Source organism: Methylobacterium sp. Gmos3 (genome assembly GCF_056430985.1).
In genome coordinates this window covers 320,804-347,512 of the sequence record NZ_JBWJYL010000004.1, presented here as the reverse complement: position 1 = coordinate 347,512, position 26,709 = coordinate 320,804, and the positions used below count along the sequence as shown (strand labels likewise).

Annotated in this window: 24 protein-coding genes and 1 tRNA gene; 6 read left to right on the top strand and 19 right to left on the bottom strand. The window is 69.4% G+C overall.

Annotation, left to right across the window (positions count from 1 at the left end):
• The first annotated feature begins 23 nt into the window (after positions 1 to 23).
• Positions 24 to 320, top strand: a complete 297-nt coding sequence (locus ACS5Q7_RS10570; RefSeq protein WP_478339266.1) for a hypothetical protein — start codon at positions 24 to 26, stop codon at positions 318 to 320.
• An 86-nt stretch (positions 321 to 406) separates the two neighbouring features.
• Here the strand turns inward: ACS5Q7_RS10570 and ACS5Q7_RS10565 are convergent.
• The 6 genes from ACS5Q7_RS10565 to murI all read right to left on the bottom strand — a co-directional run bounded on the left by ACS5Q7_RS10565 (position 407) and on the right by murI (position 6,596).
• Positions 407 to 482 (bottom strand) — tRNA-Ile (locus ACS5Q7_RS10565).
• 594 nt (positions 483 to 1,076) lie between these two features.
• Positions 1,077 to 1,508 carry a GNAT family N-acetyltransferase gene (locus ACS5Q7_RS10560; protein ID WP_478339265.1) on the bottom strand — a complete coding sequence of 144 codons (432 nt, stop codon included), beginning with the start codon at positions 1,506 to 1,508 and terminating at the stop codon, positions 1,077 to 1,079.
• A 5-nt stretch (positions 1,509 to 1,513) separates the two neighbouring features.
• On the bottom strand, positions 1,514 to 2,227 hold the full coding sequence (locus tag ACS5Q7_RS10555; protein ID WP_478339264.1) for a WbqC family protein: 714 nt from the start codon (positions 2,225 to 2,227) through the stop codon (positions 1,514 to 1,516).
• A 6-nt stretch (positions 2,228 to 2,233) separates the two neighbouring features.
• Positions 2,234 to 3,514, bottom strand: coding sequence for a DegT/DnrJ/EryC1/StrS family aminotransferase (locus ACS5Q7_RS10550; RefSeq protein WP_478339263.1), 1,281 nt, complete (start codon positions 3,512 to 3,514; stop codon positions 2,234 to 2,236).
• Entirely contained in the window at positions 3,499 to 5,649 is a 2,151-nt protein-coding gene (locus tag ACS5Q7_RS10545; protein ID WP_478339262.1) for a tetratricopeptide repeat protein, read from the bottom strand. Before ACS5Q7_RS10545 ends, ACS5Q7_RS10550 begins: the two co-directional genes overlap by 16 nt.
• A gap of 77 nt (positions 5,650 to 5,726) precedes the next feature.
• The gene (gene murI / locus ACS5Q7_RS10540) at positions 5,727 to 6,596 is read right to left on the bottom strand and encodes a glutamate racemase (protein ID WP_478339261.1); all 870 of its coding nucleotides are present in this window, start codon (positions 6,594 to 6,596) and stop codon (positions 5,727 to 5,729) included.
• A gap of 235 nt (positions 6,597 to 6,831) precedes the next feature.
• Here murI and egtB point away from each other — a divergent pair, with 235 nt between their 5' ends.
• Complete coding sequence (gene egtB / locus ACS5Q7_RS10535) at positions 6,832 to 8,103, top strand: ergothioneine biosynthesis protein EgtB (RefSeq protein WP_478339260.1); 1,272 nt, start codon at positions 6,832 to 6,834, stop codon at positions 8,101 to 8,103.
• Between the two features lie 59 nt (positions 8,104 to 8,162).
• Positions 8,163 to 9,122, top strand: coding sequence for an L-histidine N(alpha)-methyltransferase (gene egtD, locus ACS5Q7_RS10530; RefSeq protein WP_478339259.1), 960 nt, complete (start codon positions 8,163 to 8,165; stop codon positions 9,120 to 9,122).
• A gap of 4 nt (positions 9,123 to 9,126) precedes the next feature.
• Here the strand turns inward: egtD and ACS5Q7_RS10525 are convergent, their stop codons facing one another.
• The 5 genes from ACS5Q7_RS10525 to ACS5Q7_RS10505 all read right to left on the bottom strand — a co-directional run bounded on the left by ACS5Q7_RS10525 (position 9,127) and on the right by ACS5Q7_RS10505 (position 14,244).
• Positions 9,127 to 10,416 (bottom strand): flavin monoamine oxidase family protein, encoded by a 1,290-nt coding sequence (locus ACS5Q7_RS10525; protein WP_478339258.1) that lies wholly within the window; start codon positions 10,414 to 10,416, stop codon positions 9,127 to 9,129.
• Between the two features lie 40 nt (positions 10,417 to 10,456).
• Complete coding sequence (locus ACS5Q7_RS10520; RefSeq protein ID WP_478339257.1) at positions 10,457 to 10,729, bottom strand: hypothetical protein; 273 nt, start codon at positions 10,727 to 10,729, stop codon at positions 10,457 to 10,459.
• 91 nt (positions 10,730 to 10,820) lie between these two features.
• Positions 10,821 to 13,301: an ATP-dependent Clp protease ATP-binding subunit ClpA gene (clpA, locus tag ACS5Q7_RS10515; RefSeq protein WP_478339256.1), complete on the bottom strand. Its 2,481-nt coding sequence runs from the start codon at positions 13,299 to 13,301 to the stop codon at positions 10,821 to 10,823.
• Positions 13,302 to 13,339: 38 nt separating this feature from the next.
• A complete protein-coding gene (gene clpS, locus ACS5Q7_RS10510) occupies positions 13,340 to 13,708 on the bottom strand; it encodes an ATP-dependent Clp protease adapter ClpS (protein WP_478339402.1) in 369 nt (122 codons plus the stop codon).
• A gap of 245 nt (positions 13,709 to 13,953) precedes the next feature.
• Positions 13,954 to 14,244 (bottom strand): phasin family protein, encoded by a 291-nt coding sequence (locus ACS5Q7_RS10505; protein ID WP_478339255.1) that lies wholly within the window; start codon positions 14,242 to 14,244, stop codon positions 13,954 to 13,956.
• Positions 14,245 to 14,509: 265 nt separating this feature from the next.
• Between ACS5Q7_RS10505 and ACS5Q7_RS10500 the strand changes: the two genes are divergently transcribed.
• Positions 14,510 to 15,976 carry an SPOR domain-containing protein gene (locus ACS5Q7_RS10500; RefSeq protein ID WP_478339254.1) on the top strand — a complete coding sequence of 489 codons (1,467 nt, stop codon included), beginning with the start codon at positions 14,510 to 14,512 and terminating at the stop codon, positions 15,974 to 15,976.
• Positions 15,977 to 16,118: 142 nt separating this feature from the next.
• Here ACS5Q7_RS10500 and ACS5Q7_RS10495 read toward each other — a convergent pair whose 3' ends face one another.
• The 3 genes from ACS5Q7_RS10495 to ACS5Q7_RS10485 are packed head-to-tail and all read right to left on the bottom strand — an operon-like array spanning position 16,119 to position 18,204.
• Positions 16,119 to 16,829: a J domain-containing protein gene (locus ACS5Q7_RS10495; protein ID WP_478339253.1), complete on the bottom strand. Its 711-nt coding sequence runs from the start codon at positions 16,827 to 16,829 to the stop codon at positions 16,119 to 16,121.
• Entirely contained in the window at positions 16,829 to 17,074 is a 246-nt protein-coding gene (locus ACS5Q7_RS10490) for a hypothetical protein (RefSeq protein ID WP_478339252.1), read from the bottom strand. Before ACS5Q7_RS10490 ends, ACS5Q7_RS10495 begins: the two co-directional genes overlap by 1 nt.
• Positions 17,071 to 18,204, bottom strand: coding sequence for a S1C family serine protease (locus tag ACS5Q7_RS10485; protein WP_478339251.1), 1,134 nt, complete (start codon positions 18,202 to 18,204; stop codon positions 17,071 to 17,073). Before ACS5Q7_RS10485 ends, ACS5Q7_RS10490 begins: the two co-directional genes overlap by 4 nt.
• 401 nt (positions 18,205 to 18,605) lie before the next feature.
• Here ACS5Q7_RS10485 and ACS5Q7_RS10480 point away from each other — a divergent pair, with 401 nt between their 5' ends.
• Entirely contained in the window at positions 18,606 to 18,821 is a 216-nt protein-coding gene (locus tag ACS5Q7_RS10480; protein ID WP_147909957.1) for a hypothetical protein, read from the top strand.
• 49 nt (positions 18,822 to 18,870) lie between these two features.
• Here the strand turns inward: ACS5Q7_RS10480 and ACS5Q7_RS10475 are convergent, their stop codons facing one another.
• The 4 genes from ACS5Q7_RS10475 to ACS5Q7_RS10460 form a co-directional block, all read right to left on the bottom strand.
• Positions 18,871 to 22,308: an SbcC/MukB-like Walker B domain-containing protein gene (locus ACS5Q7_RS10475; protein ID WP_478339250.1), complete on the bottom strand. Its 3,438-nt coding sequence runs from the start codon at positions 22,306 to 22,308 to the stop codon at positions 18,871 to 18,873.
• Between the two features lie 171 nt (positions 22,309 to 22,479).
• A complete protein-coding gene (locus tag ACS5Q7_RS10470) occupies positions 22,480 to 23,103 on the bottom strand; it encodes a DUF4194 domain-containing protein (RefSeq protein ID WP_463849881.1) in 624 nt (207 codons plus the stop codon).
• Positions 23,096 to 24,478, bottom strand: a complete 1,383-nt coding sequence (locus ACS5Q7_RS10465) for a Wadjet anti-phage system protein JetA family protein (RefSeq protein ID WP_478339249.1) — start codon at positions 24,476 to 24,478, stop codon at positions 23,096 to 23,098. The genes ACS5Q7_RS10470 and ACS5Q7_RS10465 overlap by 8 nt, the downstream gene beginning before the upstream one ends.
• A 37-nt stretch (positions 24,479 to 24,515) precedes the next feature.
• Positions 24,516 to 24,935: an FKBP-type peptidyl-prolyl cis-trans isomerase gene (locus ACS5Q7_RS10460; protein WP_478339248.1), complete on the bottom strand. Its 420-nt coding sequence runs from the start codon at positions 24,933 to 24,935 to the stop codon at positions 24,516 to 24,518.
• Between the two features lie 224 nt (positions 24,936 to 25,159).
• Here ACS5Q7_RS10460 and ACS5Q7_RS10455 point away from each other — a divergent pair, with 224 nt between their 5' ends.
• Positions 25,160 to 25,384, top strand: a complete 225-nt coding sequence (locus ACS5Q7_RS10455) for a hypothetical protein (protein ID WP_478339247.1) — start codon at positions 25,160 to 25,162, stop codon at positions 25,382 to 25,384.
• A 49-nt stretch (positions 25,385 to 25,433) separates the two neighbouring features.
• Here ACS5Q7_RS10455 and coaBC read toward each other — a convergent pair whose 3' ends face one another.
• Positions 25,434 to 26,708, bottom strand: coding sequence for a bifunctional phosphopantothenoylcysteine decarboxylase/phosphopantothenate--cysteine ligase CoaBC (coaBC, locus tag ACS5Q7_RS10450; RefSeq protein ID WP_478339246.1), 1,275 nt, complete (start codon positions 26,706 to 26,708; stop codon positions 25,434 to 25,436).
• Position 26,709 lies beyond the last annotated feature (1 nt).

The window sequence follows — 26,709 nt, the reverse complement described above, 5'->3', positions numbered from 1 at the left end:
TTGCGCTGACCCGAGAAGCGAGCATGATTTTTCGAGGCCAAAAACGCCGCACCTCGATGTCCCTGAGGCGCAGCATCATCCTGAATGCGGCCGATCCGTCGTTCGACGCCGGCAATGCCTTGATCCTGCGGTGGATCGGCGCCGCCGCGAGGAAGCGCAGCAAGGTGGCCCAACGGCCGCCGCAGCCACTCGCCGACAATGTGACGATCCTCAAATGGGAGCACACCTTCGGGCGCATGGCGAAGACGGACACCGAGACCCTAGAATCTCAGGTCGTCGTCGTGCAGTTCAAGCCGGCCCGGCACGTTTCGGACCGGTAAGGACTACCCTGACCAGGCAACGAGCGGCGGACGCGCGGCTGTTTGCTCGGTGAACGATAGGCAATTACAGCAATTCAACTGATGAATGGTGGGCCCGGTAGGACTCGAACCTACAACCAGACCGTTATGAGCGGTCGGCTCTAACCATTGAGCTACAGGCCCAAGCTATTCATCGGGAACAGCCATTTGGCTTCTGCCACGACTCTGCTCGTTGAACGACGACAGGGCCCCCGACAGAAACCGCCACTTCAGTAGCGGCCGGGGGAGGGCGGAGCAAGGGGTGTTCACGCTCGATACCATGCCACGCCGTGGACCCCTCTCGAAGTCTGGCGAATCGGCAGCTTGGCAAGAACCCGCGCCGCATGAGCCGAGGTTTTCGAAGAGCGCTTCAGATTTTACGGCTCAATCCATCTCCCTTCTCCCGCCCTCATCCTGAGGTGCCGGCGCGCAGCGTCGGCCTCGAAGGAGGGTTCCAACCTGCCGCGCGATCCCTGGAGCCATCCTTCGAGGCCCGCTGACGCGGGCACCTCCGAGCCCGACCGAAAAAGTCGCGACGTCGCCTCACACCTCACCGTCTTTGCGAGCGTGAGCGAAGCAATCCAGGGGCGGGCGAGTCGCTTCCAATTGTGGAGCGTCCCTGGATTGCTTCGTTCCTCGCAATGACGGAGGCGGACGCGACCTCTCCGGCCAGAATCTCAGGATGAGGCGAAAGGGTGGGTGCTGCCGCAACGTCAACAGTCGCCGCTTCTGAAGCGATCAGAATTGCAATCGAAGTTTGATTGCATTGTCGGACGCGCTCTCCTCTCGAAAACCGAATGCGCGATAAAGGGCAAGTGCCGGAGCGAGTCGGTGGACTTCAAGTGCGATGGAAGTCGCGTCTTGCCGCACGTGAGCGATGGCCGAGGCGAGAAGCCTTCGCGCGATCCCCTGGCGGGCGAAGGCCGGCTCGACGCTGACGTTGCTGACGAAGGCCTGTCGGGTCTCGTTCGCGCGATAGATCGCCACCAGTCCGATCAAGCGCGGTCCGTCCCAGGCCTCGAATCGTTCGGCCCGCTCGGCCAGCTTGGCGGCGTAAACTGGAATCGCGACGCGGGAATGGAGGGGAGGGACAAAGGACGAGGAGCAGACCTGAAGATGCCGGGCAATCTCATCCGCCGCCGACAGATCGCGGGCGAAGCGCAACGGCATGGCGCTCAGGTCACATCGGCCGCGGAAAGGAGATCGCATGCATTCAGCAAGTCGCGCGTCCCCTCCCGTCCGTTGAACATCAGCACATCGATGATGGACAGCCAGGGCACGAACGGCCCGTCGAACTGAGGATAAGGTGCCAGCCGGGCCTTGAGAAAGCGCAGCGAAATCCCGCGCGCCTCGAACTCGCACGGATCGTAGAGCGCCGTTCCGCCGATCGGGTTGACGTAGGTCGTGGCCGAGAGGCGCTCGCAAAGGCCGAGCACGCGATCCTGCCGCCGCAAATCCGTGCCGCCTTCGAGCTCGGACGCCGTGATGAGGGGCGTGGCGATCTCAAGATGTTCGGTAACGCGGATCAGACTTTCGCGCAGATGCAGGAACAGGTTCCCGGCGCGGTGGTGCAACACCGCTTCGACGAGGGGCATCGTTTCCCGAATATGCGGTGCCCGGCGGTAGGCACCCGCGATCTGTGCGCAGAGCTTGTCCGGTGCGAAGTCCGGTGCGACGTGACGTTCGACGATGTCGAGATCGTCCGAGCCCTTCGCGAGCGGCAGGGTGAAGGTAATAGGCTCACCGTTCCGCAGGAAGCGGTTGCGGTTGATCCAGCCCTTCTTGGTGTACTTCACCGTATCGTAGATCACAAAGTGATCCACGGCGGCTATCAATTGAAAGTAGCCGATATAGGGAAACAGATAAGGCTGCATGATCGCGACCCGCATAGCCGGTCACCGGCGCAGCGGATCGGCGATGCGGGCGATTGTCCTGGCGATCACGTCGGGTTCCAGATCGGGATAGATCGGCAGGCAGAGGATCCGGTCGGCGGCCCGCGCCGCGTGGGGCAAGCCGGCGCGACCGGCGCTCGGCAGGCCCGCATACATCGGATGGTCCGAGATCAGCGGATGGAAGTAGCGGCGGGTGTGGATGCCGTCCTGCTTCAGGATTTCCCAAAGGGTATCGCGGGGCGTCGCGTAATCCGGCCCGACGAGGATGGGGAAATACGAGTAGTTCGCCCGCACCGCGCCGATTCCGTCGAGGCAGGCGATACCGGGGATGCCGGCGAGCCCGGCCCGGTACGCGGCGTCGATGGCGCCGCGCCGATCGATGACGTTATCGATGTAGCGCAGTTGCAGGAGGCCGAGCGCGGCGTTGAACTCGCTCATCTTGCCGTTGAGGCCGACTTCGATGACGCACGTCTCGCCGTCGTGGCCGAAGTTCTTGAGCTTGTCGATCTGCTCCTTGCGTGCCGCGTCACGGCAGATAATGGCGCCCCCCTCGAAGGTGTTGAACACCTTCGTCGCATGGAAGCTCAGGACGGACAGATCTCCGTACCGCAGGATCGAGCCGCCGGCATCCTTCACGCCGAAGGCATGGGCGGCATCGTAGACGACCTTCAGCCCGTGCCGGTCAGCGATGGCGTGGAGGCCGGAGACGTCGCAGGGATACCCGTAGCAGTGAACGGGCAGGATCGCGCGGGTCCGGGGGGTGATCGCGGCCTCCACCGCCCTCGGATCGAGGTTGAGGGTGATCGGATCGATATCCGCGAAGACGGGGGTGAGCCCGCTCCACATCAGCGCGTGTGAGGTCGCGACGAACGAGTAGGGCGTTGTGATCACCTCGCCCGACGAGAGGCCCACGGCGCGCAGCGCCATGATGAGCGCGGTGGTCGCGTTGTTGAACAGCGCCACGTGCGGCACGCCGAGATACTCGGCCAAGCGCCGTTCGAACTCCTGGTGGAACGGCCCGCCATTGGTGAGCACCTTCCGGTCCCAGATCTCCCGCAGCATCGGCTCGAATTCGGCGTAGGGCGGCAGGAACGGCTTGGTGACGTAGACCGGCCCGGTCGGGCGAGGCGCGGGCGTCTCGCGGAGCAGGGCGGGGTCGCGGGCGGCGGCGGCGAGGCGTTCGGCCAGGGCGTCGTCGAGAAGCGGGGAGGGCGCGCCCGCTGCCGCGGTCTTGCGCTTGCGTCGAGGGCTCGCCTCGGCCGGATCCTTTACCTGCGCGCGCATGGCTCACCTGTCGCCCACCGGGTCCACATCGCGCGAAATGCCTTCCCGACCTCATCCGCGAGCCGGGCATGGTCCATCATGGGGCTGGCGAGCAGCCGCTCGCGCAAGCCCTGGCGGAGGCGGGTCAGGCGCTCCGGGTCCGTGGCGAGGGCGACGGCCGTCGCGACGTAACCATCCTCGGTCGTCGCGACGAGTTCCTCGAGATCGACGGCGCCGAGCACCACGGCGCCGGCGCGCTCCGGCGCCGTCGCGCCGCACAGGGTCACGAGCGGCACGCCCATGCTCAGCGTGTCGCAACTCGTGGTGCCGCCGTTATACGGGAACGGATCGAGCGCGATATCGACGTTGTGGTACAGCTCGAAATAGCCGCTCGTCACGCGCGGTTGCAGGATCATCCTGTCGGGATCGATCCCGGCCTGGGTCAGCCGCTCATCGACCTGCGCCCGGACCTCCGGGGTATCGATGTCGCCCACCACCATGAAGAGCCGCGCGTCCGGAACGCCGGCGAGGATGCGGCCCCAGGCCCGGAGCGCGGCGTCGCTCACTTTCTCGAAGCGGTTCAGGACGCCGAAGGTGATGAAGCCGTTATCGGCGAACGGAGGCCGCTCGCGTACCGGCGGCGTCTCGTCGGCGAGGCGGTAGGTCGCCGAGACGCGCGGCAGGCGCCACAACTCCTCGGTGTGCAAGGCATCGCATGTCTCGCCGTCCTGCACGGTGTCGGTGAGGCGGTAATCCATGGCGGCCAAGCCGGTCGTGGCCGGGTGGCCCATCCACGTCACCTGGATCGGCGCGGGCTTGCGGGCGAAGACGAGGAGCCGGTGGCCGGCGCTGTGGCCCGACAGGTCCACCAGGATATCGATCCGGTCGGCTTCGATCCGGTCGGCCGCGGCGTCGTCGGAGATGCCGGCGATGTTCAGCCAATGGTCGAACAGCGGCTTCATCCGCAGCGACAGGCCGTCCTCGGCCGCGCGCGCCATGTAGGCGTGGGTCTCGAAGGCGGCGCGGTCGAACTTCTCGAGGAAGGGTTCCAGGAAGCGTGCCACCGCGTGGGAACACAGGTCGGCCGAGACGAAGCCGACCTTCAGCTTCCGGTTCGGATCCCGGTCGTTCGGGAAGGCGCGCCGCCGCAGCAGCGGATCCGCGAAGAACGCTCCGAAGGCGCGTGCGTCGGCGGCATATTCCTCGGCCGGGATGTCGCCCGCGTAGAGCTTGGTGAAGAGCCGGTTCGAATGGGCGGCGATATCGCGCGGCGCCAGTGCGATGGCCCGGTCCATCGCCGCGATGCTTTCGTGCAGGCGACCGAGGCTCTTCAGGACCTGTCCGCGATTGACATAGGCCGCGGCACAATTCGGATCGATCTCGAGCGCCCGGTCGGCGTGATGCATCGCCTCGGCGAAGCGCGAGCGCTTGTGCAGGAAGCCCGCGATGTTCGAATGGGCGACGGCGAGGCCGGGGTCTAGCTCAAGCGCCTTTTCCAACGCGGAGAGGGCGCCGTCCAAATCCTCCATCATCGTCAGCAGGGCGCCGAGGCCGGCAAAATACAGCGCGCGGTCGGGGGTGCGGTAGATGGCGATGCTGATGAGGTCGAACGCCATCTGCAGCCGGTTCGTCCGGGCCGCGACGGCGCCCGCGAGGAAGGTCGCGTCGGGGTGCGTGTCGTCGAGGGCGATGGCCAGGTCGAGGAAGGCTTCCGCGCTCGCGAAATCTTGTTCGTCGTAGTAGGCGCGGCCGAAGGCGACGGCGCGCTCGACCAGCACCGCGACCGCCTTGGCCGTTGCGGTAGCGAGGCCCGACGCGCGGAACCGCTCGGCAACCGCCCGGGCCTCCCGCAGGCGCTGCGCTTCGAGCAGGGCGCCGATCAGGGCAAGCCAGCAGGCGGCGTTGGTCTGCGCGCCCTTGAGGGCGGCGGCGAAATGCGGGATCGCGGCGGCGGCACCCTCGCTGCGGCTGACGAGCAGGCCGAGTTCGTAGCGCGCGTTCGCGTGGTCCGGCGCCATGTCGAGGACGCGGCCGAGGTTCCGACGCGCCTTGTCGAGCCGGCCCGCCTCGCGATGCGCCACGGCCTTGGAGAGGAAGCGCTCGGCGGCTCCCGGCGCCCGGTCCCGCCCGGCCAATCCGCCGCCATGTTCGAGCATGCCCAGCCCCTCCCAAGAGCGGGAAGCGTGAGCGCAGCCTTCCTAAAACACCGTTAAGATCTCAAAGGCTCAGGATGTTACTGCATACGCAGGGGCATCGCCTCGACGGTGACTTCATTGATGCCCCGAAGCGTGAGGCTGTCGCGCAGCGGCGCCGTCAGGCTGGTGCCGGCGGTGAAGGCGGCGAGCACGCCGTGCGCCTCCGTGCGGGAGCCCGGCCCGATCAGTTGCACGACCCGCCGGGCGATGGCCGGGGCGGGGTCGATCCATGTCACCGGCCAGGGGGCGAGCGCCCGCAGGCGCGGCAACAGAAGCGGGTAATGGGTGCAGGACAGGCAGACGACATCCGTCCGCCGATCGTTCTCGCCGGTCACGAAGCAGGGGGCGATCTCGGCCGCGAGCGTCGCGTCGTCCACGGGAGCCCCGGCCATTTCCGCCTCGGCGAAGGCGGCGAGGTTGCGCGAGCCCACCAGGGTGACGGCGCAGGCGGAGGCGAAGGTCGCGATGAGGTCGCGCGTGTAGGATCGCGCCACCGTGCCGGGCGTCGCCAGCAAGGTGATGAGACCGCTGCGGGTCGTGGCCGCCGCCGGCTTGATCGGGGGCACGACGCCGACGAAAGGTGTGGAGAAGCGCTGCCGCAGAGCGGGCAGGACGAGCGTCGAAGCGGTGTTGCAGGCGATGACCACGAGGTCCGGCCGGTGAACCGCGATGAGCTGGCCCATCACGTCGAGCACCCGCGCAACGAGGTCGGCTTCGGACAGGCGACCGTAGGGAAAGGCCGCGTCGTCGGCGGCGTAGACATAGCGCGCGTCGGGCCGCGCCCGCCGCACGGCATCGAGGACGGTGAGTCCGCCGAGGCCGGAATCGAACACGAGGATCGTCGGCTCCGGCGCCGCGCCGACCGGGGCGAGGGACAATCCGGCACCGGCCATCAGGTCGATCCGCATCGCAACGCTCTCTTCTCCCCTCTGAACGGATAACGACCATCCGGTTCGCTGGTTAAGGCCGTCTCAAAGCGGCGAGAGAAAGGCCCGCCATCCCGTCAATCCACTGGCCACCATCGTCAAGCTGAACACAATCGCCGCGCTACGGTTGCAGCCCCTATTTGGGAGACTATGTGCCCCGGCACGCCTCAGGGCGAGAAAACTCTCCTTCGGGATCTGATCGAGAGGGAAGGATCGCATGGCCGCCACCGCCGCAATCCCCATGGACCATCGGTCCGGCGCTCCGCGTCCGGCCTTTCCGCCGCCGCATGTCGGCGCAAGGCCCATCGACCGCCAAGCCTGGATCGCCGCCTTTCGGGCGGTGCGCGCGGAGACGGAGCGGCGGGCCGCGCCGCTCTCCCCGGAGGATCAGCAGATCCAGTCCATGGAGGATGCGAGCCCGACCAAGTGGCACCGGGCGCACGTGACGTGGTTCTTCGAGCAGTTCCTGCTCGCCGAGCATCTGCCGGGCTACGCGATCCACGACCCGCGCCTGCACTACCTGTTCAACTCCTATTACGTGGCCGCCGGGCCGCGCCAGCCGCGCACGCAGCGTGGGCTGATCACCCGGCCGACCTGCGACGAGGTGGCGGGCTACCGGGCGCATGTCGACCGCGCCGTCGAGGCGCTGCTCGGCCAAGCCTCGGACAAGGCGCTCGCCGACATCCTGCCGATCCTCGAGATCGGGCTCTACCATGAGCAGCAGCATCAGGAACTGCTCTGGACCGACATCCTGCATGCCTTCGCGCAGAACCCGCTCGATCCGGTCTACGACCCCTCCTGGCGTTTCCCCGACGCGTCGTCGGAGACCGGGACGGTGTCGCTGGAGCACGGCATCACCGCCATCGGCCACGAGGGCGAGGGCTTCTCCTACGACAACGAATCGCCCCGGCATGACAGCCTGATCCTTCCGGTGCGGATCGACCGGGCGCTGGTGCGCAACCGCGACTGGCTCGCCTTCATGGAGGATGGCGGCTACGCGCGTCAGGACCTCTGGCTGTCGGACGGATGGTATGCGGGCCAGGCCCAGGGCTGGGAGGCGCCCGGCTACTGGCGGCGGCACGAGGGTGGCTGGGTGCAGGCGAGCCTCGCCGGCCCCAAGGCGGTCGATCCCGACGCCCCCGTCACCCATGTGAGCTACTACGAGGCGGATGCCTATGCCCGCTGGGCGGGCAACGTCCTGCCGACCGAGTTCGAATGGGAAGTAGCCGCCCGCAACGGCGACCTGCCCGACGCCTACGGCCTCGTCTGGCAATGGACCCGGAGCGCCTACCTTGCCTATCCCGGCTACCGGCCGCTGCCGGGCGCGCTCGGTGAGTACAACGGCAAGTTCATGTCGAACCAGTTCGTGCTGCGCGGCTCGTCGGTGGCAACGCCCGATGGGCATGCGCGACCGACCTATCGCAACTTCTTCTACCCCCATCAGCGTTGGCAATTCACCGGGCTGCGTCTGGCCGAGCCGCTGTCCTGACCGGCGCGCCGCCCGTTCGTGCGGCGCCTCGCCATCCCGTTCGTGACCCGGAGTTCGCCGTGACCGTCAATCCGACTTTCCCCGAGGCCGTCGCGGCCGATCCCACCTTCCTGGCCGATGTCCGCGCCGGCCTTTCGCAGCCGCGCAAGACCCTCTCGCCGAAGTACTTCTACGATGCCGCCGGCTCGGAGCTGTTCGAGCAGATCACGGCCCTGCCGGAATATTACCCGACGCGGACCGAGGTCGGCATCCTCGATGCGCGCGGCGACGACATCGCGTCCTATCTGCCGAAGCAGGCGGCGCTGGTCGAGTTCGGCAGCGGCTCGACCGCCAAGCTCCGGCGCCTGCTGCGCCATCTCCCCGACCTCGCGGCCTATGTGCCGGTGGATGTCTCCGGTGAGTTCCTGGCCGCGCAGGCGCAGACGCTGCGCACGGATTTCCCGGGCCTGTCGGTCGAGCCCGTCGTGGCCGACTTCACCAAGCCCTTCGCCCTGCCCGATACGACCGGCATGGCGCCGCGGGCCGGCTTCTTCCCCGGTTCGACGGTCGGCAATTTCGAGCCCGATGAGGCGCGCACGCTGCTCGACAGCTTCGGCGCGATCCTGGGGCCGGATGCGCTCCTGATCCTCGGCGTCGACCTCGTGAAGGATACCGCCCGCCTCGAAGCGGCCTATGACGACGCCGCCGGCGTGACGGCCGCGTTCAACATGAACCTGCTGAAGCGCATCAACCACGAGCTCGGCGGGGATTTCGACCTCGACGCGTTTCGCCACGAGGCCGTCTTCAACACGGAGGCCTCACGGATCGAGATGCATCTCGTCTCGTGCAAGGACCAGACCGTGCGCATCGGCGGTGACAGCTTCGCCTTCCGCGAGGGCGAGTCGATCCACACAGAGAGCAGCTACAAGTACACGCTCGACAGCTTCAAGGCGCTCGCCGCCCGCGCCGGCTGGCAATCGGTGACGGCCTGGACCGACCCGGAGGCGTTGTTCAGCGTCCACGTGCTTCGGCGAGACTGACGGGTCAGGCCGGGAGCCGTTTGAGCAGTTCGCGGGCGGCGCGCTCACCGTCGAGGGTCGCGCCGCCGACCGTCATGGCGCCGCCCCCGGCCAAGGCTTCGCCCGCCAGGAAGATGCGCTCGCCGATCGGCGCGCGAAGGGCGTCGCGGGCTCCCGCTCGGCCCGGCGCCGCGATGGAATAGGATCCGCGCGCGTACGGATCGGTCCACCACCCCGCGAGGCGCCCGCCCGTCACCGCGCCCGAGGCCTTGGCGCCGAGGATCGCGGCGAGCCGTTCGGTGGCGAGGGCGACGGCCGCCGCCTCGCCGGCGCGGCAGAGGTCGCGGGCGAGATCCCCGCCGAGATTGGCAACCGCCACGGCGTGGCCGAACGGACCCATCTCGAAATAGATCGTCGGCCCGTCATGGGCGACGCTCACGGCGTCACCGAGGGCCTTCGGATCGACCTTTCCGGGATCGAGGCGAAGGGCGATCTTGGTGTAGGCCCCCATCGACAACCCATCGAGCGCCGCTTGTGTCAGCGAGGGCAGGGCGGGGGCGAAGGCGAGCGTGCCGCTCTTCAGCACACCGACCGGCACGGTCACGATGGCGGCGGTTGCGTCGAGCGTGCCGGAAGCCGTGTTGAGCCGTACACCCCGACCCGACCAGTCGAGGCTCAGGACGGGGCAGTTCAGCCGAACCGGCAGGGCGGCGAAGTGCCGGGACACGAGGTCGCCGTAGCCATCCACCCAGAGATCGGTGCCCGACCACAGGCGGTCGTAATCGGCCGCCGAGACGCGGCCGGGATCCTCGCCCAGGGACAAGCGGCTCAGGCCGGAGGTCGCCACTTCCGCCTCGGGGCCGGCGAGCTTTGCCTCGTCAGCGAGGGACATGTCCGCGCCCTTGGGCACCAGGATGGCGTCGAGTCCCGAGAATCCGGCGCGGCGGCGGACGCGCTCTGCCTCGGTCGCGGGCCGTCCGTCGATGAACAGGGTGCGCGCCCAGCCTTCCTGATCGTTAAACGTCGCGCCGTCCTGCCGGGCGATGGCGGCCCAGGGGTTCCGTTCGGCCCAGTGGATGTATTGCGCGCCCGCATCGAAGGACGCATCCGGTCCCAGCGAGTGGTCGGTATGAGCGCGACCGCCGATCCGGTCTCGCGCTTCGAGGATCACGACCGGGTGTCCCGCCCGGCGCAGCGCCTCCGCCGCCGCAAGGCCCGCCGCGCCCGCGCCGACGACAGCGATGGGGCCGGTCTCCGCCCGCACGATCGCGGGCATCAGGGCCAGCGCCCCAAGGGTCGATCGGCGCGTGATCATGGTGTCGGATCCCGCCTCGTGCGGCGCGGGCCGAACCGCGTCAGGTGCGCCGCTTCTCCATCATCGCCTTAACCTGCATCAGCTGGTCCCAGACCTGGCCGGGCGATGTTCCCATGAACTCGAAGCCGGCCGTGACGCTCCAGTAGATGCCGAAGCAGATCAGCGGCACCAGCACCCAGGCCAGAATTTCCTCGCCCTTACGCCGACGACGGCGGCGCTGGCGGCGCAGTTCCCGGCCGGAAGGCTTCTGCTTCTGGGCAGTCGCATCACGCGGCACCGTCGAGAGGGGGCCTTCCCGCAGGTCATCGTTCATCGGGCGCCTCCTCCCCGCGGCGCATGCGCGTCGCGGGGGTCATAGACCGGGTGATCGGCGACCGGAAGCCCGTGCCCCGGCCGGACGATCATCACGCCCGGACGAGAGGCACTTTGGGCACGGTCTTCACGCCGCCGCCCGAACCGCCGCCGCCCTTGTCGTCCTTGGGCGACTTCTTGCGCGTCACCGACCGGGGCTTCGCGCGCTTGCGCTTGGCCGCGTTGGCGACATCCTTCTCGGGCTTCGGCATGGCCGGACCGGCCGGGAACTCGAAGGTCAGCGATTCCTTCTCGCCGGCCTTGGCTTCCTCGTCCTCCGGCTTGCGGACGACGACCTTCACGGCGCCGCCATCCTTCAGCTTGCCGAACAGCACCTCGTCGGCGAGCGGCGTCTTGATCGTGGACTGGATCAGGCGAGCCATGGGCCTGGCGCCCATCGCGTCATCGTAGCCATGCTCCACGAGCCAGTCGCGGGCCTCGTCCGACAGCTCGATGGTGACGTTGCGGTCGGCGAGCTGGGCTTCGAGCTGAAGCACGAACTTGTCGACCACCTTGGCCACCACTTCCTTCGGCAGGTGGCCGAACGAGATGATCGCATCGAGCCGGTTGCGGAATTCCGGCGCGAACAGGCGGTTGATCGCCTCCACATCGTCCCCCGAGCGCTTGGTCTGCGTGAAGCCGTAGGCCGACTTCGCGAGATCCGAGGCGCCCGCGTTCGACGTCATGATGATGATGACGTTGCGGAAATCGACCTGCTTGCCGTTGTGGTCGGTCAGCTTGCCGTGGTCCATCACCTGCAACAGGATGTTGAACAGGTCCGGGTGGGCCTTCTCGATCTCATCGAGCAGCAGCACGCAATGCGGGTGCTGGTCGATGCCATCGGTGAGCAGGCCGCCCTGGTCGAACCCGACATAGCCGGGAGGCGCGCCGATCAGCCGCGAGACGGTGTGCCGCTCCATGTACTCCGACATGTCGAAGCGCAGCATCTCGACGCCCAGCGACGCCGCCAATTGCTTGGCCGCCTCGGTCTTGCCGACGCCGGTCGGACCCGCGAACAGGTACGAGCCGATGGGCTTGTCCGGGTCGCGCAGGCCGGCGCGGGCCAGCTTGATCGCCGAGGTCAGCGCCTCGATGGCGCCGGTCTGGCCGTAGACCACCCGCTTCAGGCTCTCGGTCAGGTTCTGGAGAACCACCGCGTCGTCCTTCGAGACGGTCTTCGGCGGGATGCGGGCCATCGTGGCGATGGTCGCCTCGATCTCTTTGACGCCGATGGTCCGCTTGCGGCGCGCCTCCGGCACCAGCATCTGCGAGGCGCCGGTCTCGTCGATCACGTCGATCGCCTTGTCCGGCAGCTTGCGGTCGTTGATGTAGCGGGCCGACAGCTCCACCGCCGCCTTCACGGCGTCGGTCGTGTACTTGAGCTTGTGGAACTCCTCGAAATACGGGCGCAGACCCTTCACGATCTCGATCGCATCCGGGATCGACGGCTCGTTGACGTCGATCTTCTGGAACCGGCGCACCAGGGCGCGGTCCTTCTCGAAGTACTGGCGGTACTCCTTGTAGGTGGTCGAGCCGATGCAGCGCAGCGTCCCCGAAGCCAAAGCCGGCTTCAGGAGGTTCGAGGCATCCATCGCGCCGCCGGAGGTCGCACCGGCGCCGATCACCGTGTGGATCTCGTCGATGAACATGATGGCGTTCGGGTGCGCCTCGATCTCCTTCATCACCTGCTTGAGGCGTTCCTCGAAGTCGCCCCGGTAGCGGGTGCCGGCGAGCAGCGTGCCCATGTCGAGGGAGAACACGGTCGCCTCGGCCAGAACCTCCGGCACCTCGTGCTGGATGATCTTGCGGGCAAGGCCCTCCGCGATGGCGGTCTTGCCGACGCCAGGGTCGCCCACCAGCAGCGGGTTGTTCTTCTGGCGGCGGCAGAGAACCTGGATCGTGCGCTCCACCTCGGCGTGGCGGCCGATCAGCGGGTCGATCTTGCCGTCGCGTGCCTTCTTGTTGAGGTTGACGCAGTAGGCGTCCAGCGCGTCGCCCTTCTTCTTGGTGCCGCGCGCCTCGCCCTCGTCGCTCGGGCGCTCGGGCGGACCCTCGTCCTCGGCCCCGCGCACCGGCTTCGAGTCGCTGGCGCCGGGGCGCTTGGCGATGCCGTGGCTGATGTAGTTCACCGCGTCGTAGCGGGTCATGTCCTGCTCTTGCAGGAAGTAGGCGGCGTGGCTCTCGCGCTCGGCGAAGATCGCCACGAGCACGTTCGCCCCCGTCACTTCCTCGCGACCGGAGGATTGGACATGGATCACCGCCCGCTGGATCACCCGCTGGAAGCCGGCCGTGGGCTTGGCGTCCTGGCGTCCGTCACCGGTCAGGTTCGAGAGTTCGGTGTCGACGTATTCGACGAGGCTGCGGCGCAGCGTGTCGATCTCGACGTTGCAGGCCCGCATCACGGCGGCCGCGTCCTGGTCGTCCACCAGGGCGAGAAGCAGATGTTCGAGCGTCGCGTATTCGTGGCGGCGTTCGCCGGCCAGGGCGAGCGCCCGGTGAAGGGCTTGTTCTAGGCTGCGTGAGAAGCTTGGCAAAGCGGGCCTCTGTCCTTCGTGCCTACCGCGAGCGGCGCCTATTTCTTTTCCATAACGCACTGAAGAGGATGTTGGTGCTTGCGGGCAAAGTCCATGACCTGCGTCACCTTGGTCTCCGCGACCTCGTAGGTGAACACCCCGCACTCACCGACGCCGTTCTGGTGAACATGCATCATGATCCGGTACGCGTCCTCGTGGTTCTTGTTGAAGAACCGCTCCACGACGAGCACCACGAATTCCATCGGGGTGTAATCGTCGTTGAGGAGCAGGACGCGGTAAAGGCTTGGCCGCTTCGTGCGCGGCTTGGTGCGGGTGATGATCGCGGTGTTCGAGCGGTCGTCGCCGCCGGGCTCCCTCGAACCCGAGGCAGTCACCGCGTACCCCGTCCGCACTTGCTCCGTTCCCATCATCGGGACCCGTGTCATATCCGTCGAACCGATCCCTAAAGGCAGAACAGACCGTCCCCCGAAGCTCTCTGGCGATCGGTGGAATCGGTGCTGTCCGACCGAACCTTCGTCGCTCGGTCTCCAATCTACAGACCGTGAGCCGACTTCGCCAGACGCCTGCGCGCTCGTGTCCGCACTTAGCGCTCCCGGCGGCGGGGCGCAGGCCCCTCCGGTGCGGCGGAACACGTCGGCAGGCGCGGGCACGGTCACGGTTCTCGCCGTGGCCCCGCCGGGCGCAGCATCTGGCCGACAAGCGCCGTGACCTGATCGCTCAGGACCACCGTGCGGGCGAGGGCGCGCTCCGTCATCCGGTGGGCGAGGGCGCCTTGCAGCGTCATCACCTCACCGGCGTTACGGCAGGCTGCCATGCGCCCAACCGTCGCGACGAGATCGTCGTAGCTCTGCTTGCCGAGATCGAGCCATTCCAGCCCGATGGTCTGAGCCGTGCGGATCGCCGTCCCCGTGCCACGCAGGGGGGTGGCGAAAGGCTTCTGCATCGGGCGCCTCCTTCCGGCGGGCCGGCTCCGGCGAGGGCTGGGATGCGTCGGGCGGCATGGGAGTTTGTGCGCCGCCCCCGGCACCGTCAAGTCACCGGGAAGCGACCCGCGCCGCTGCAAGAAAAGCGTTCCGTACCAATCCGATTAACCCGCCCGTAACCGCGCCGCCGCATGGTTCTGGGGATGCGGGCGCACCACCACGACGGGCGTCCTTGAGAGGGGCGGGGGCCGGTGCGGAACCGGCACGGCAAGGGCGTTCGGGCGCATGCGTATGGTTGTAGTTCCCGGCCTCACGGCCCGCGCGGTTCCAGCCGCGCTGGTCGCGGTAGCGGTCCTGACGTCCCTCACCTCACCCGCCGACGCGCGGCGCGGTCGCCACCACCGGCACGCCGCCCATGCCCGCCACGCCACGGGCGGCGGCTACAACCCGCCCTACGCGGCGATGGTCGTGGATGCCAAGACCGGCAAGACGCTCCATGCGGTGAACGAGGACGCCCTGCGCCACCCGGCCTCGATCACCAAGGTGATGACGCTCTACATGCTGTTCGAGCAGATGGAGCGCGGCAAGTTCGCCCTCGATTCCGAACTGACCATGTCCGCCCACGCCGCCGCGCAGGCGCCGTCGAAGCTCGGCCTGCGGCCCGGCCAGACGATCTCGGTCGAGGATGCGATCAAGGCGATCGTCACCAAGTCCGCCAACGACGTGGCCTGCGCCATCGGCGAGAACATCGCCGGCTCCGAGGAGCGCTTCGCGGAGATGATGACCGCGAAGGCCCACGCCCTGGGCATGAGCCGCACGCATTACGCCAACGCCTCCGGCCTGCCGGACCCCGAGCAGCTCACCACCGCCCGCGACCTGACGATCCTCGCCCGCGCGATCCAGGACCGCTTCCCGCGCTACTACCGCTACTTCCAGACCCGCTCCTTCGCCTTCCGCGGCCGGGTCATCGGCAACCACAACCACCTCCTCGGCAATGTCGAGGGAGTGGACGGCATCAAGACCGGCTACACCCGCGACTCGGGCTTCAACCTGATGACGGCGGCGAAGTCCGACGGGCACCAGATCGTCGCCATCGTGCTGGGCGGCCGCTCCGGCGCCAGCCGCGACCAGATCATGGCCAAGCTCGTGCGCACCCACTTGCCGGTCGCCTATGCCGGCGCCCGCACGGCCCCGCCCGTGGTCGAGGTCGCCGAGCGCGCCCGCCCGGCGGTGGTGGCCGATGCCGTGTCGCGCACCCGTACCCAGGTCGCCTCGGCCGAGGACGAGGACGTCGAGACCACGAGCTCCACCGGCGAGCCGCTGGACATCTCCCCCGCCCGCACGACCACGCCGGGGGGCAGCCGGGCCCTGCCGAAATCCGCCCAGGCCTACGCCGCGCAGGCGAGCCAGCCCGCCTTCCCGAACAGCGGCAAGATCGTCGCCCGCGTCGGCTCGAACGAGCGCGACGACCCGCCGAAGCCGCTCGCCGGCTCGAAGGTCACGCCCACCGCCTGGGTGATCCAGCTCGGCGCCATGGACGACGAGGACAAGGCGCGCTCCATGCTTGCCCAGGCCCGCGCCAAGGTCGGCGGCAGCCTGTCCAAGGCCGCGCCCTACACGGTGAAGGTCGAGCATGGCGGTGCCACGCTCTACCGTGCCCGCTTCTCCGGCTTCGCCGAGCAAGAAACGGCGCAGGATGCCTGCGTCACGCTCAAGCGCAGCGGCTTCAGCTGCTTCGCCACCCGCAGCTGATCCGCCGGTAGCAACGGCCCTTCAAGACATTTCGTCTACCATCGAATGGCTCGCCTCCGGCCCCGTCGCCGGGCGGGCGAGAGAGGCCGGTTTCCCGATTGGAAGCCGGCGACCGGACGCAACCTGGCAACGCGCGTGGAGTTCAGCGATGTCGGTTCAGCAATCGATCCCGGGCCGCGTTGAGCCGCGCCGCCCCCTCGGCACTTCCCCCCTGGTCGGGGTGGGCGCGCTTCATCAGCGTCCGGTGGGCCGACCGGATCTCCTCAGCGGGCGCCCCGCGCTCAAGCCCCAGGATCTGGTACGCCTCCTCCTCCGCCATCGCCCCTGGCTTCGCCGCGCCGCCCGGCCACGCGTCGCGATCACCCTCAGCGTCTACACGCCATCCGGGCGCCCGGCGGTCGAGATAAGCCTGTAGGAGCGCCGCACCCTCCGAATCCTCCATTCGGCAGAGGGCGAGGAGCCCGGTCAGCGCCGGCAGGTCGAGGGCGTCGAGGCGCGCGCCCCCGAGCGGACCCGAGCGGACGCGGCCCTCGCTGAAGCTCCCATTCGGGTGGATGACGATGGCGATGAGGCGGCTACGCACGCTGCGCCCGGCCACGGAACGCCCTGGGACGAGGCCGCGAAACCGCCGCCCGATCCCCTCCGGCCCCTCCAGGCTCCAGATCCCGCCGATCCCGAACAGGGCGGCGAACAGCAGGTTGCCGTGGAGCAGGAAGAACCCGGCGGCGGCCAGCGCCGCCCAGCCGGCGAGGAGATGACGGGGAAAGGTGGCGAAGGCCGCGCCGAGGCCGCCCTTCTGCTTCGAGAGCCACCACAGAACGACGACGCCGATCAGTCCAAGGGCGATCAGCATCAGCGACTCACACCATAATCGGCTTGGGCGCGACCGCCGATCCGCACGGATACGCCGTTGCCGAGATCGCGGAACCCGTCCGCGCGGGACTTCTGCCGGGCACCCGCGCCGCAGGAGGGAACCGACGACAGATGCGCGCCCTCCGGCAGATCCTCGGCGCAGAGCCGGGGCTGGCTGCCCTTTTCGGCCGCGAGGGCCAGTGCGGGCAACAGAAGGGCGAGGGTCAAGGCGAGGCAGCGCGTCATTGCCGGTTCTCCGCCACGTCCGTCGTGCCGACCCGGACCTTTCGCATCCGGCCGTCCCGCAGGATACCCAGTTCCACGCTCGCGCCGATGCCGGCCTCGGCAATCGCCGCCGTCAGGTCCGCCAAGCGATGGACCTCACGCCCCTCGGCAGAGACGATGATGTCGCCGACCGTGCCGGTCTGCATGTCGACGCCACGGATGCCGGCCTGGGCGGCGGGCGAGTTGCGCAGGACCCGCAGGACGACGACGCCGTCGATCCCGAGGCGCGCGGCGGTCGCTTCCTGACCGGCGATGATGCCGATGCCGGGATTGCGCACCCGGCCGGCGCGGATCAGCTCCGGCACGACGCGGTTGACGACATCGACGGGGATGGCGAAGCCGATCCCGGCGCTGGCGCCGGACGGCGAGACGATGGCCGTGTTCACGCCGATCAGCCGCCCGGCGGAATCGAGCAGCGGCCCGCCGGAATTGCCCGGGTTGATGGCGGCATCCGTCTGGATCACGCCCGAGACCTCGCGGCCCTCGCTGGTGGGCATCCGGCGGCGTACGGCGCTGATGACGCCGGTCGTGAGGGTATGGTCGAGGCCGAACGGGTTGCCGATGGCGAAGGTCGACTGGCCGACCTTCAGATCGGCCGAGGTGCCGATGGCCAGCGGCGGCGGCAGGTGCGCGGTCCGCCCCAGGCGCAGCACGGCGAGGTCGTAGGACGGCGCCATCCCAACCAGGGTCGCCAACACCACCTCGCCCGAACTGAGCCGCACCGAGACCGACCCGCCCGATTGCGCGGCGGCCTGCACGACGTGGGTGTTGGTGACGACGTGGCCCGCGCCATCCCAGACGAAGCCGGTCCCGGTCTGCGTCCCGCCGCCCTGGCCCTCCTCCTCGTTCTCGATATCGAGGAGCCCGCGATCCTGCGCGGCGGCCTGGGCGAAGACATGGACCACGGACGGGCTCGCCCGCTCGAACAGCGCGATGGTCGACTTCTCCGATTCCGCGAGGTCTCCCCGCGCTGCGATCACGCGGGGCGTGCTGGCCGAGTACAGCAGGGCTGTGACGTAAGGTTGCACCACCGCCAGCCCGAGGAAGAGCAGGACCAGCGCGAGCACGAGGCGTCGGGTGCGGTCCGGCACGGGTCTCTCCGAGGCGATGAGCTAGGGAACGGCGTCTGAGCGAGGCCTTAAGTGCGCGTTCAGGTTCGGGGCGTCAACAAGTCCCCATGCGCCGATGCGGTTCGGCTACAGCCACCTCAACCGCGTCGGCGCAGCTAACGGATTGGTCATGTTTCAAGTGTGACTATCATCGCAAGTGCAGCACAGTGATCTTGCGCCGAATTCCAGTCGCAGCCCTCGCAATGCTGCCTCACCTCCGCAGCGAAGGCGGAGTCGACGGGAAAGCGGCACGAATTGATCTCAAAGCTGCCGCACTGAAGCTTGTATTGGCCGCCACCGTACTGCCGTTGGCCCGCCCGGGTCCGCGGCGGGACAGCGTCTGACTCCGAAGTCTGCGTTTCTCGAAGGAAGAGTCCACCACCATGGAAACCGAAGCTCTCGAACGCCCTGCCGATCTGACGATCTGGCGCACGGCTCCGGCGAGCGCTCCGCTCGCGCAACCCGAGCGGTACGGCACCCTGCGCGAGGCGATCGCCGCCGCTGCGGGTGCCCTGACCGATCCGGCCAAGCAGCCCTGGATCATCACCGAGGAAGGCGAGATCCTGTCCCCGAACTGGATCCGCACCTACCTGAACTGACTATCGGGGATTGCGGGGACGGCGAAACCGCCACCCCGCGCCCTCCGGGCTATTCCGCGGCGTCCCGCTGGCGGAAGCCTTCGATCCCCCGGTGATCGGGGTTGATCGCGTGAAGCGCCCGCCGCGCGGCTTCGAGCGGATGCTCCGACTCGATCCGCACGGTGGTGAGGTCCGGGCTCTTGTAGACCGTGACGATGGTATCCATCACCTCGGTGAGGGTCGTGCGCTTGTCCTCGGGCGCGGCGATCAGCAATTGCAGCCCCCACGCCCGGTAGAGATCGACCAGCGCCTGAGAGTTGCGCACGTCGAGCTTCGAGAAGGCCTCGTCCAACAGGCAGAGGCCGAGCCCCGGATGCTCCGCGCCAGGCCGGTCGCCGGGATAGTAGGCGCTCGCCAGCGAGGCCGCGATGGCCACGTAGAATGGCGCCTGCGCCTCGCCGCCGGAGCCACGCAGGGCACGGGCCGACATCGTCGTCCGGTTGCCGGCCTTGTCCTTCATCCCGATCTCGTAGACGAAGTAGTTGCGGTAATCGGCGAGCCGGCTGGCGTCCTCCTCGCCCGCGATCAGCGCCGTGATCTCGGCCAGCGCCGAGGCCATCGGCCCCTCCACCTCCCCCGTCAGCAGCGCCTGCGCCGCCTCCGGTGAGCGCGCGGCCTCCACCGCCAGGGCGTGGACCGCCGCGTAGCGCCGATCCACCGCCGCCTCGAACGCGTAGGTCTGGCCGGTGAAGGAGCGGGCGGACAGGCGCTCGTTCAGGGCCGCCAGCCGCGTATGGACGCGCTCGAACCGGTCCGCGAGGCGGGCCAGCAGATCCTCCGTCATCAGGCGGCGCATCTCGGCCTCGGCGCGGGCCGCCTGATCGCGGTAGCGGCGCAGCTCGTGACCCTCCACCGCCTCGTATTCCCGCCGCACCCAGGCGAACCCCTCGATGGCCGGCACGTCGCCGGCCCGCAGCGGATTCTCGATCCGCCATGTCGCGCAGGCCTCCGCCAGCTCGCGCTCGGCCACGCGGCCATGGGAGCGCGCCGCTTCGGCGGCCTCCCGCGCGCGGTTGCGCTCGGCGGCGGCCAGCGCCCCGGCGCTCTTGGCGTCGAGCCCGGACAGCGCCTTGCGCGCGGCGGCGACGATGGTGGGGTCGAACACCTCCATCCGCGCCACGCGCACCCGCGCGGCATCGCCACCCGCGCATTGGCGCAGCGCTCCCCGCCGCGCGGCGAAGGCGGCGCGGGCGGCCTCGCGCATCGTGCCGACGCGGGCCTTGAGCGCGGCCTCGTCGGCGAGCATCCGGTCGAGCTTGGGCTCCAGATCCTCGGACAGTTCGCGTAAGTAGGCCACGCGCTCTGCGTTCAGCGCCGCGATCTCCGCGTCGAGACCGCCGGTGTCGCGCTTCACGATCTCGGCGCGCTCGGTCTGCAGCGAGCGGCGGCGGCCGTCGAGCCCGTCGAGTTCTCCGCGCAGCGTGTCGATGTCGTCGAGGCCGCGCTCGATCCGGGCCCGGATCGCCGCCGCCGTGCGCGCCGCCTCTCGCAGCACCGCCGCCTCGCCGCGCAGGCGCCGCGCCTCGGCGGCCGCATTCTCGTGAACGCGGCGGCTCTCCGGCGTCGGCCCGCGATGGCCGCGCGTCATCATCAGGTCGACGCTGCGCGTCACCGAATAGGCCATGCCGGCCGTCGTGCGTCCGCTCGGCGCCACGGCGCGTGAGAGCCGCGCCAGTTCGGCATCGTTCCGGGCGAGGTCGTATCCGCCGATCCGCACGCCGAGGAAGGCGCGGGCATGGGGGTCGCTCGATTCGATGACGGACATGGCGCCGTCATCGTCGTGGCGCGCGCGCTGACGGGCGGTGTCGGTGGTCTTCACGAGGATGCAACGGTGGAACCGGTCGCGTCCGGCCTGGAGGACGCCGAAGGCGTCCTCCAGCCGGTCGGGCTCCACGATCAGCGCCTCGCGGGCGCGGCCGAGCAGCGCCTCGATGGCCGGACCCCAGGTCGGGTCCACGATCTCGGCGCGCTCGCAGATGGCGACGGCCTCGATGCCCTTGCGCTCCAACTCGGCCCGGAAGGCCAGCGTGTCCGAGGACAACCGCGCGCCCGTGCCCGCGCCGGCGCGCGGGGCGGTGCGCTCGGCCTCGGTCTCCGCACTGCGAGCCTTGAGGGCAGCGTCCTCGGCGGCGCGCTCCAACGCCTCGTCGAACGGGGCGAGGCGCGACAGGCCCTCGATCAGTTCGGCCAGTTGCCCGTCCGAGCGCATGATCTCGTCGGGCGGGGTATCCTTGCGCAGGCTCGCCCGGGCGCAGGCCTCGGCGAGGCGGGCGGCCTGCGGCGCCACCGGCCGGAGCACGGGCGCCACGGATTGCAGCCGCGCCATCTGCCCGACCAGAGAGACCAGATCGCCGACGCGGCCGGCGAAGTCCTTGCGGTCGCGCTCCAGCATGGACAGGCCGAGATCGGCGGCGGAGAGGCGCTCGCCCATCGCCTGCCCGGCCTTCAGCGCCTTCTTCTCCGCGATCTCGCGGTCGATGTCGCGCACGAAGCCCCGGCTGTCGGTGACGCGCTCGCGGGCGACGCGCAGGGTATCGGCGCCCTCGCGCAGCTTCTCGCGCACGGCGGTGAGATCGAGGGTCCGGCGGCGCAGTTCCGCCACCGCCGCGCGCAGCTCGTGCTCGGCCGAGGCGATCACCGCCTCGCCCCAGGCCTCGTAGCGGTCGCGCAGGCGCTTCAACCGGACCAGTCGCGCCTCCAACTCGCCGAGCGTGTCGAGGAGCGACTTCCAGGTGGCGATGGATTGGCGCACCCGGTCGACGTTCAGCGGCTCGGGATCGAGCACGAAGGCCCGCACGAAAGCGCTGGTGTCGAAGATCGGCTTGAACGCGACAGCGTTGGCGAAGCTGCGCAGGAAGTGGCGCGGCTCCGGGGCGGGCGCGCCCTCGCGCAAGGCGCCAAGCAGATCGGCGGTGAAGCGCTCGCCGGAGGTGCGGTACTCGGTGAAGCTCTCGGCCTTCGCCTTCAGGTCGGCGGCGATCTCGGACCAGGGCGCGGTGAAGGTGCCGGCCTCGTTCGAGCGCGCGTAATCCGCGATGGAGAAGCGGTGGCCGACGGCGATGAAGCGCGAGAGGACGCTCTCCTTCGCCTCGTCCGCCCGCGCCGCCAGGGCGAGGCCGGCGGTGACGACCCGGCCGGAGGAGGGGTTTTCGAAGGTCAGGGCGAGGATCGTCTCGCAGGATTCCCGCGTCGGGCGCCCGCCCTCGGCCGGGTCGCTGATCCAGCCGAGGCAATAGTCGCGCACGGTCCGCGCGCTGCGGCCCGAGGCCGAGGCGTTCAAGGCAAGGCGACTCGCGTTGTTGCCGGCCAGCACCGTGCCCACGGCATCGAAGATGGTCGACTTCCCGGCGCCGGTCGGCCCGACGAGGGCTGCGGCACCCCGAATCCTGATCTGCTCCCGGCGGATCAAGTACCAGTTGGAAATCGCGATATCGGTCAGGAGATACAAGGGATGGAGTCCGCCGGGCGGCTTGGGGTGCCGGACCAGTTGGCCGGAGTCGCGCCGAGACGCAAGGGATAGCATTCGGGGGATCTGCTCGTGTTTCCGGTGTTCGTCGGACATGGATGAGCTGCGGTCGCGCCCCACCCCGTCATCGCGAGCGAAGTGAATTGTCAGCCGCTACCCACGCGCATCGGCCCAGCCGCGCAGGCGCTCCATCCACGCGTCGGAGGCGATCACCGTCAGGCCGGGGAGGAGGGCGAGCGGCGTGACGCGCTCGATCCGGTCGCGTTCGCCGAGCTTCAGGCCGCCGCGCCGGGCGAAGAGGCGCAGGATTTCCCCGAGTCGCCCTTCGTCGGGCGGATCGTTGCGCGCGGCGGTGCGAATCTTCTCGACGATCTCGTCCGTGGTGCATTCCACGATGCCGTCCGTGCCGACGCGGGCGTCGCGCAGGCCTTCCTCGTAGAGAAGCCGCAGGGCGAGCAGCACCAGCGTCTCGTCCTTGCGCAGGCGCTCCCCCGCGATGTCGTAGCGGGGGGCATCCGCCGCCGGGCTGAGGGACACCATCTGGTCGCGGTGGGCGACCGTCAGCGCGTAGCCGAGGCAGGCGAAATAGTCGGTGAAGAACGGTGCGTAGTGGCGCGCGAGTTCGTAGGCGCGGCCGATCCCCGGCGTGTCGGCGTAGATCACCTGCGCCTTCAGCATCACCTGAAGGGCGCGGATCAGCTCCTCGGCGTCGGGGGCGCGGGAGCCGGGGGGAGGGGGCTCGTCGCCGTCGATGATGGCGCGGAATGGCTCAAGCACGGGCGCTTCCCCGATTGCGCCGGTCGACCACGAAATCCGGGCAGTCGAGCCAGCCATTGACCAGCCGCTCGGTCAGGTGCGTCACGGCATAGGCGTCGGCCAATTGGCCCTCGAACAGCAGGTCGATCTCGCGCAGGCGCTGGAACACGACGAAATCGTCCACATCGTCGATCGCGAGGAGCGAGCCGCGCAGGGGCTTGCCGCGCGTCAGACGCGCCTCCACGAAGTCGCGCATCCGCTCCGGCGTCACCGTCACCCGGCGGCGGAAATCGGCCTTGGCGGCGGCGAAGGCATCCACCGCCGGATCGATATCGAGATCGGGCAGCGCCTCGATGAAAATCTCCGCCCGCCGGGCGCGGGGCGATTGCAGGTGCGCCTCGCCGATGGGCGGGCGCAGGAGGGAGAGGTCGGCCGGTACGTCGGGCGCATCGTCCTCCTCGCCCACCACCTGAAGCAGCGCGGCGATGCGCTCGACGGTGCCGGGGTCGGGCGCCTCGGCGTAGCGCAAGGTCGCGCCGATCCGGCGCTCGAGGCGCACCACCACCGCGTCCACGGCGTCGAGGTGGCTGTCGACGCCCTCGAACACGGTGAGGATCTGGGCGAGGTCGGCCCGCACCGCCCTCTCGCCCGCCAGCAAGTCGGCCGCCCGGCCCTCGCGCACCGCCCCCTCGGCGAGGGCGCGCACGCCGAGCGCATCGCCCAGCGCCCGGTGCGCGAGGCGCATGACGCTCGCCCGGAAGCGGAACGGATTGTAGCGGGTATGGAGCGTCCGATAATCGCGGATCAGGTGCCGCTCCACGAATTCCTCGAAGAACAGCCGGAACGAGGCCGCCCGGTCGGGCTCGCGCAGGATGCGCTCCTCGACCTTGCGCATTCCCGCCGCAAGGCCACGGACGTGGGCGAGGAAGCCATCGGCCGCGCGGGCGGCATTGGCGAGCGATTCCGAGCGGTTCGCCGGATCGGCCAAGGCGGATTCGAGGCCGCCGAGCACATCGAGGACGGCGCCGCCATAGGAGCGCGTCTCGCCCCGTTCGAGGCGGGACAGTTCTTCGAGGAGGAGGCGCGCCTCCGGGTCGAACTCGACGACGGGGACGTAACGCTCGCGGCGCTCGATCAGCCAGCCGGCATCGAGCAGGCGGCGATAGGGCACGGCCCGGCGTTCGACCGGATCGGGGGGAACAGGCTCGTCGCCATGGACGTCGGGCTCGCTCCAGCCGGCGGCGAAGTCGCCGATCTCGGCCAGGAGCTCGGCCTTGCGCACCGGCTCGGCGCCGAGCACCTTCCGGTGCAGATGCAGGAGCAGAGCCGCGTTGAAGGCGCGGCTCGGCGAGGCAAGGGGCCGGAAGAGGTCGTCGGACAGCTGCGCGAACAGCATCGAAACGCGTTCCCTACGCCCGCGCAGCCCTCACGCCTTACTTGGCGCCGAGCAGCTCGACGTCGAAGATCAGCGTCGCGTTCGGGGGGATGACGCCACCCGCGCCACGGGCGCCGTAGCCCAGCTCCGGCGGGATGATGAGGGTGCGCTTGCCGCCCGTCTTCATGGTCATCACGCCCTGGTCCCACCCCTGGATCACTTGGCCGGCGCCGATGGTGAAGGAGAAGGGCTGGTTGCGGTCGCGGGAGGAATCGAACTTCTTCCCCTTCTTGCCGCCCTCATCGAGCCAGCCCGTGTACTGCACGGTGACCTGCTGACCGGCCTTCGGCTGCGGGCCGGTGCCCACCACCTCGTCCTGGTACTTGAGACCGGTCGGCGTGGTGACGGTCTCGGCGGCGTTGGCTGATGCGGTCATGGCGATCAATACGGCTCCGGCGACGAGGGACAGGCGGGTCATCGATCCTCCCTGAGCCGGTCTCGAACCACCGGCCTTCGGGGGCTTCTAGAACCGGGGGAGGGCGCGAGGCAATGCGGGCGGCGCAATCCAGGCCGCCCACTTGGTTAACGCGACCTGGGGATAACCTTTCCGTAAGGATTCCCTTCAGCCGCCGTTCAACCGGCGGAGCGCAGCTTGACCGTGCGCTCTCGACCGAGGGCGTTCGCACCGGATCACCACCCGCCATGCTCGCCTTCCGGGCAATTTCCGCCTCTGTCGACGCCGGCCCGGCGCCGGAGCGGTCGCGGCACCCGATCCTGTCGAGCATCATGCCGGCCCTGGATACGGCCTTCGGCCTGGAGCACCCGGCGCTCTTTCCGGACGCGATCACCGTCTTAGTCGCGAAACTGACCGAGGCCCTCGACGCGCTGCCAGCCGAGACGGACTTCGTCTTCCTCGAAGCGGCCTAAATGCCACTCCGTCGTTGCGCGCGCAGCGAAGCCATGACGATCTGAGCCTTCACGACGCGGCGTGCAGTTCCGCCAGCCGCGCCACCAGCCGGCGGGCGACGTCCTCCTTTGCGGCGCGCGGCCACGATTCGACGCTGCCGTCGCGCGAAATGAGATGCACCGCATTCTCCGCGCCACCCATCACACCGCCCTCGGCCGAGACATCGTTGGCGACGATGAGATCGCAGCCCTTCCGGGCGATCTTCGCGCGGGCATGATCGAGCACCGAGTCGGTCTCGGCGGCGAAACCGACCACATAGCCGGGGCGTCCCTCGGTGCGGTGGGCGATGGTGGCGAGGATGTCGGGGTTCTCGGCGAGCGCCAGGGGCGTGGGGCCCGAGCCGTCCTTCTTGATCTTCTTCTCCGTCGCCTCGATCTCGGGGCGCCAATCGGCAACGGCGGCGGCGAAGATCGCGATATCGACGGGCAGGCCTGCTTCCACAGCGGCCAGCATCTCCCGCGCCGTCTCGACGCGGACCATAGTCACCCCCGGCGGATCCGGCAGGGCGACGGGTCCGGACACCAGCGTCACAGCCGCGCCCGCCTCGGCCGCCGCCGCCGCGATGGCGTGGCCCTGGCGCCCGGAGGATCGGTTGGCGATGTAGCGCACCGGGTCGATGGGCTCGTGCGTCGGGCCGGAGGTGATCAGCACGCGCCGGCCGGCGAGGGGGCGCGGCAGCGCCGGACCGGGGCGTCCGGCGAGGAAGCCGAGGCCGGGCTTCTCCCCCGCCGCCTCATCCAGCATCGCCACCACCGCGTCGGCGATTTCATTGGGCTCGGCCATGCGGCCCGGGCCCGATTCGGGTTCGGCCATCGCGCCGGCATTGGGTCCGACCACCCGCACACCGTCGCCCTGCAAGGTCGCAAGGTTCCGCTTCGTCGCCGGATGCGCCCACATCTTCACGTTCATCGCCGGGGCGATGAGGATCGGCAGGGTCGTCGCGAGCAGGATGGTGCAGGCGAGGTCGGGGGCGTGCCCCCCGGCCATCCGCGCCATCAGGTCGGCGGTGGCGGGCGCCACCACGACCGCATCCGCCTGCCGCGCGAGCTTGATGTGGCCGATCTCGGCCTCGTTCGCGCGGTCGAACAGGTCCGTATGGGCCCGCTCGCCGGCCAGGGCGGCGGCGGCCAGCGGCGTCACGAATTCCTGCGCCCCCGCCGTCAGCACCGGGCACACGCTCGCCCCGCGCTCGCGCAGGCGGCGAATCAGGTCGAGGGATTTGTAGGCCGCGATCCCCCCGCCGATGACGAGGAGGATGCGGCGGCGGGCAAGCGGCAGGCTCATG

Coding starts and splice junctions, on each gene's coding strand:
- ACS5Q7_RS10570 (WP_478339266.1), top strand. CDS start 24: ATGATTTTTCGAGGCCAAAAACGCCGCACCTCGATGTCCCTGAGGCGC.
- ACS5Q7_RS10560 (WP_478339265.1), bottom strand. CDS start 1,508: ATGCCGTTGCGCTTCGCCCGCGATCTGTCGGCGGCGGATGAGATTGCC.
- ACS5Q7_RS10555 (WP_478339264.1), bottom strand. CDS start 2,227: ATGCGGGTCGCGATCATGCAGCCTTATCTGTTTCCCTATATCGGCTAC.
- ACS5Q7_RS10550 (WP_478339263.1), bottom strand. CDS start 3,514: ATGCGCGCGCAGGTAAAGGATCCGGCCGAGGCGAGCCCTCGACGCAAG.
- ACS5Q7_RS10545 (WP_478339262.1), bottom strand. CDS start 5,649: ATGCTCGAACATGGCGGCGGATTGGCCGGGCGGGACCGGGCGCCGGGA.
- murI (WP_478339261.1), bottom strand. CDS start 6,596: ATGCGGATCGACCTGATGGCCGGTGCCGGATTGTCCCTCGCCCCGGTC.
- egtB (WP_478339260.1), top strand. CDS start 6,832: ATGGCCGCCACCGCCGCAATCCCCATGGACCATCGGTCCGGCGCTCCG.
- ACS5Q7_RS10525 (WP_478339258.1), bottom strand. CDS start 10,416: ATGATCACGCGCCGATCGACCCTTGGGGCGCTGGCCCTGATGCCCGCG.
- ACS5Q7_RS10520 (WP_478339257.1), bottom strand. CDS start 10,729: ATGAACGATGACCTGCGGGAAGGCCCCCTCTCGACGGTGCCGCGTGAT.
- clpS (WP_478339402.1), bottom strand. CDS start 13,708: ATGGGAACGGAGCAAGTGCGGACGGGGTACGCGGTGACTGCCTCGGGT.
- ACS5Q7_RS10505 (WP_478339255.1), bottom strand. CDS start 14,244: ATGCAGAAGCCTTTCGCCACCCCCCTGCGTGGCACGGGGACGGCGATC.
- ACS5Q7_RS10500 (WP_478339254.1), top strand. CDS start 14,510: ATGCGTATGGTTGTAGTTCCCGGCCTCACGGCCCGCGCGGTTCCAGCC.
- ACS5Q7_RS10495 (WP_478339253.1), bottom strand. CDS start 16,829: ATGCTGATCGCCCTTGGACTGATCGGCGTCGTCGTTCTGTGGTGGCTC.
- ACS5Q7_RS10490 (WP_478339252.1), bottom strand. CDS start 17,074: ATGACGCGCTGCCTCGCCTTGACCCTCGCCCTTCTGTTGCCCGCACTG.
- ACS5Q7_RS10480 (WP_147909957.1), top strand. CDS start 18,606: ATGGAAACCGAAGCTCTCGAACGCCCTGCCGATCTGACGATCTGGCGC.
- ACS5Q7_RS10465 (WP_478339249.1), bottom strand. CDS start 24,478: ATGCTGTTCGCGCAGCTGTCCGACGACCTCTTCCGGCCCCTTGCCTCG.
- ACS5Q7_RS10460 (WP_478339248.1), bottom strand. CDS start 24,935: ATGACCCGCCTGTCCCTCGTCGCCGGAGCCGTATTGATCGCCATGACC.
- ACS5Q7_RS10455 (WP_478339247.1), top strand. CDS start 25,160: ATGCTCGCCTTCCGGGCAATTTCCGCCTCTGTCGACGCCGGCCCGGCG.
- coaBC (WP_478339246.1), bottom strand. CDS start 26,708: ATGAGCCTGCCGCTTGCCCGCCGCCGCATCCTCCTCGTCATCGGCGGG.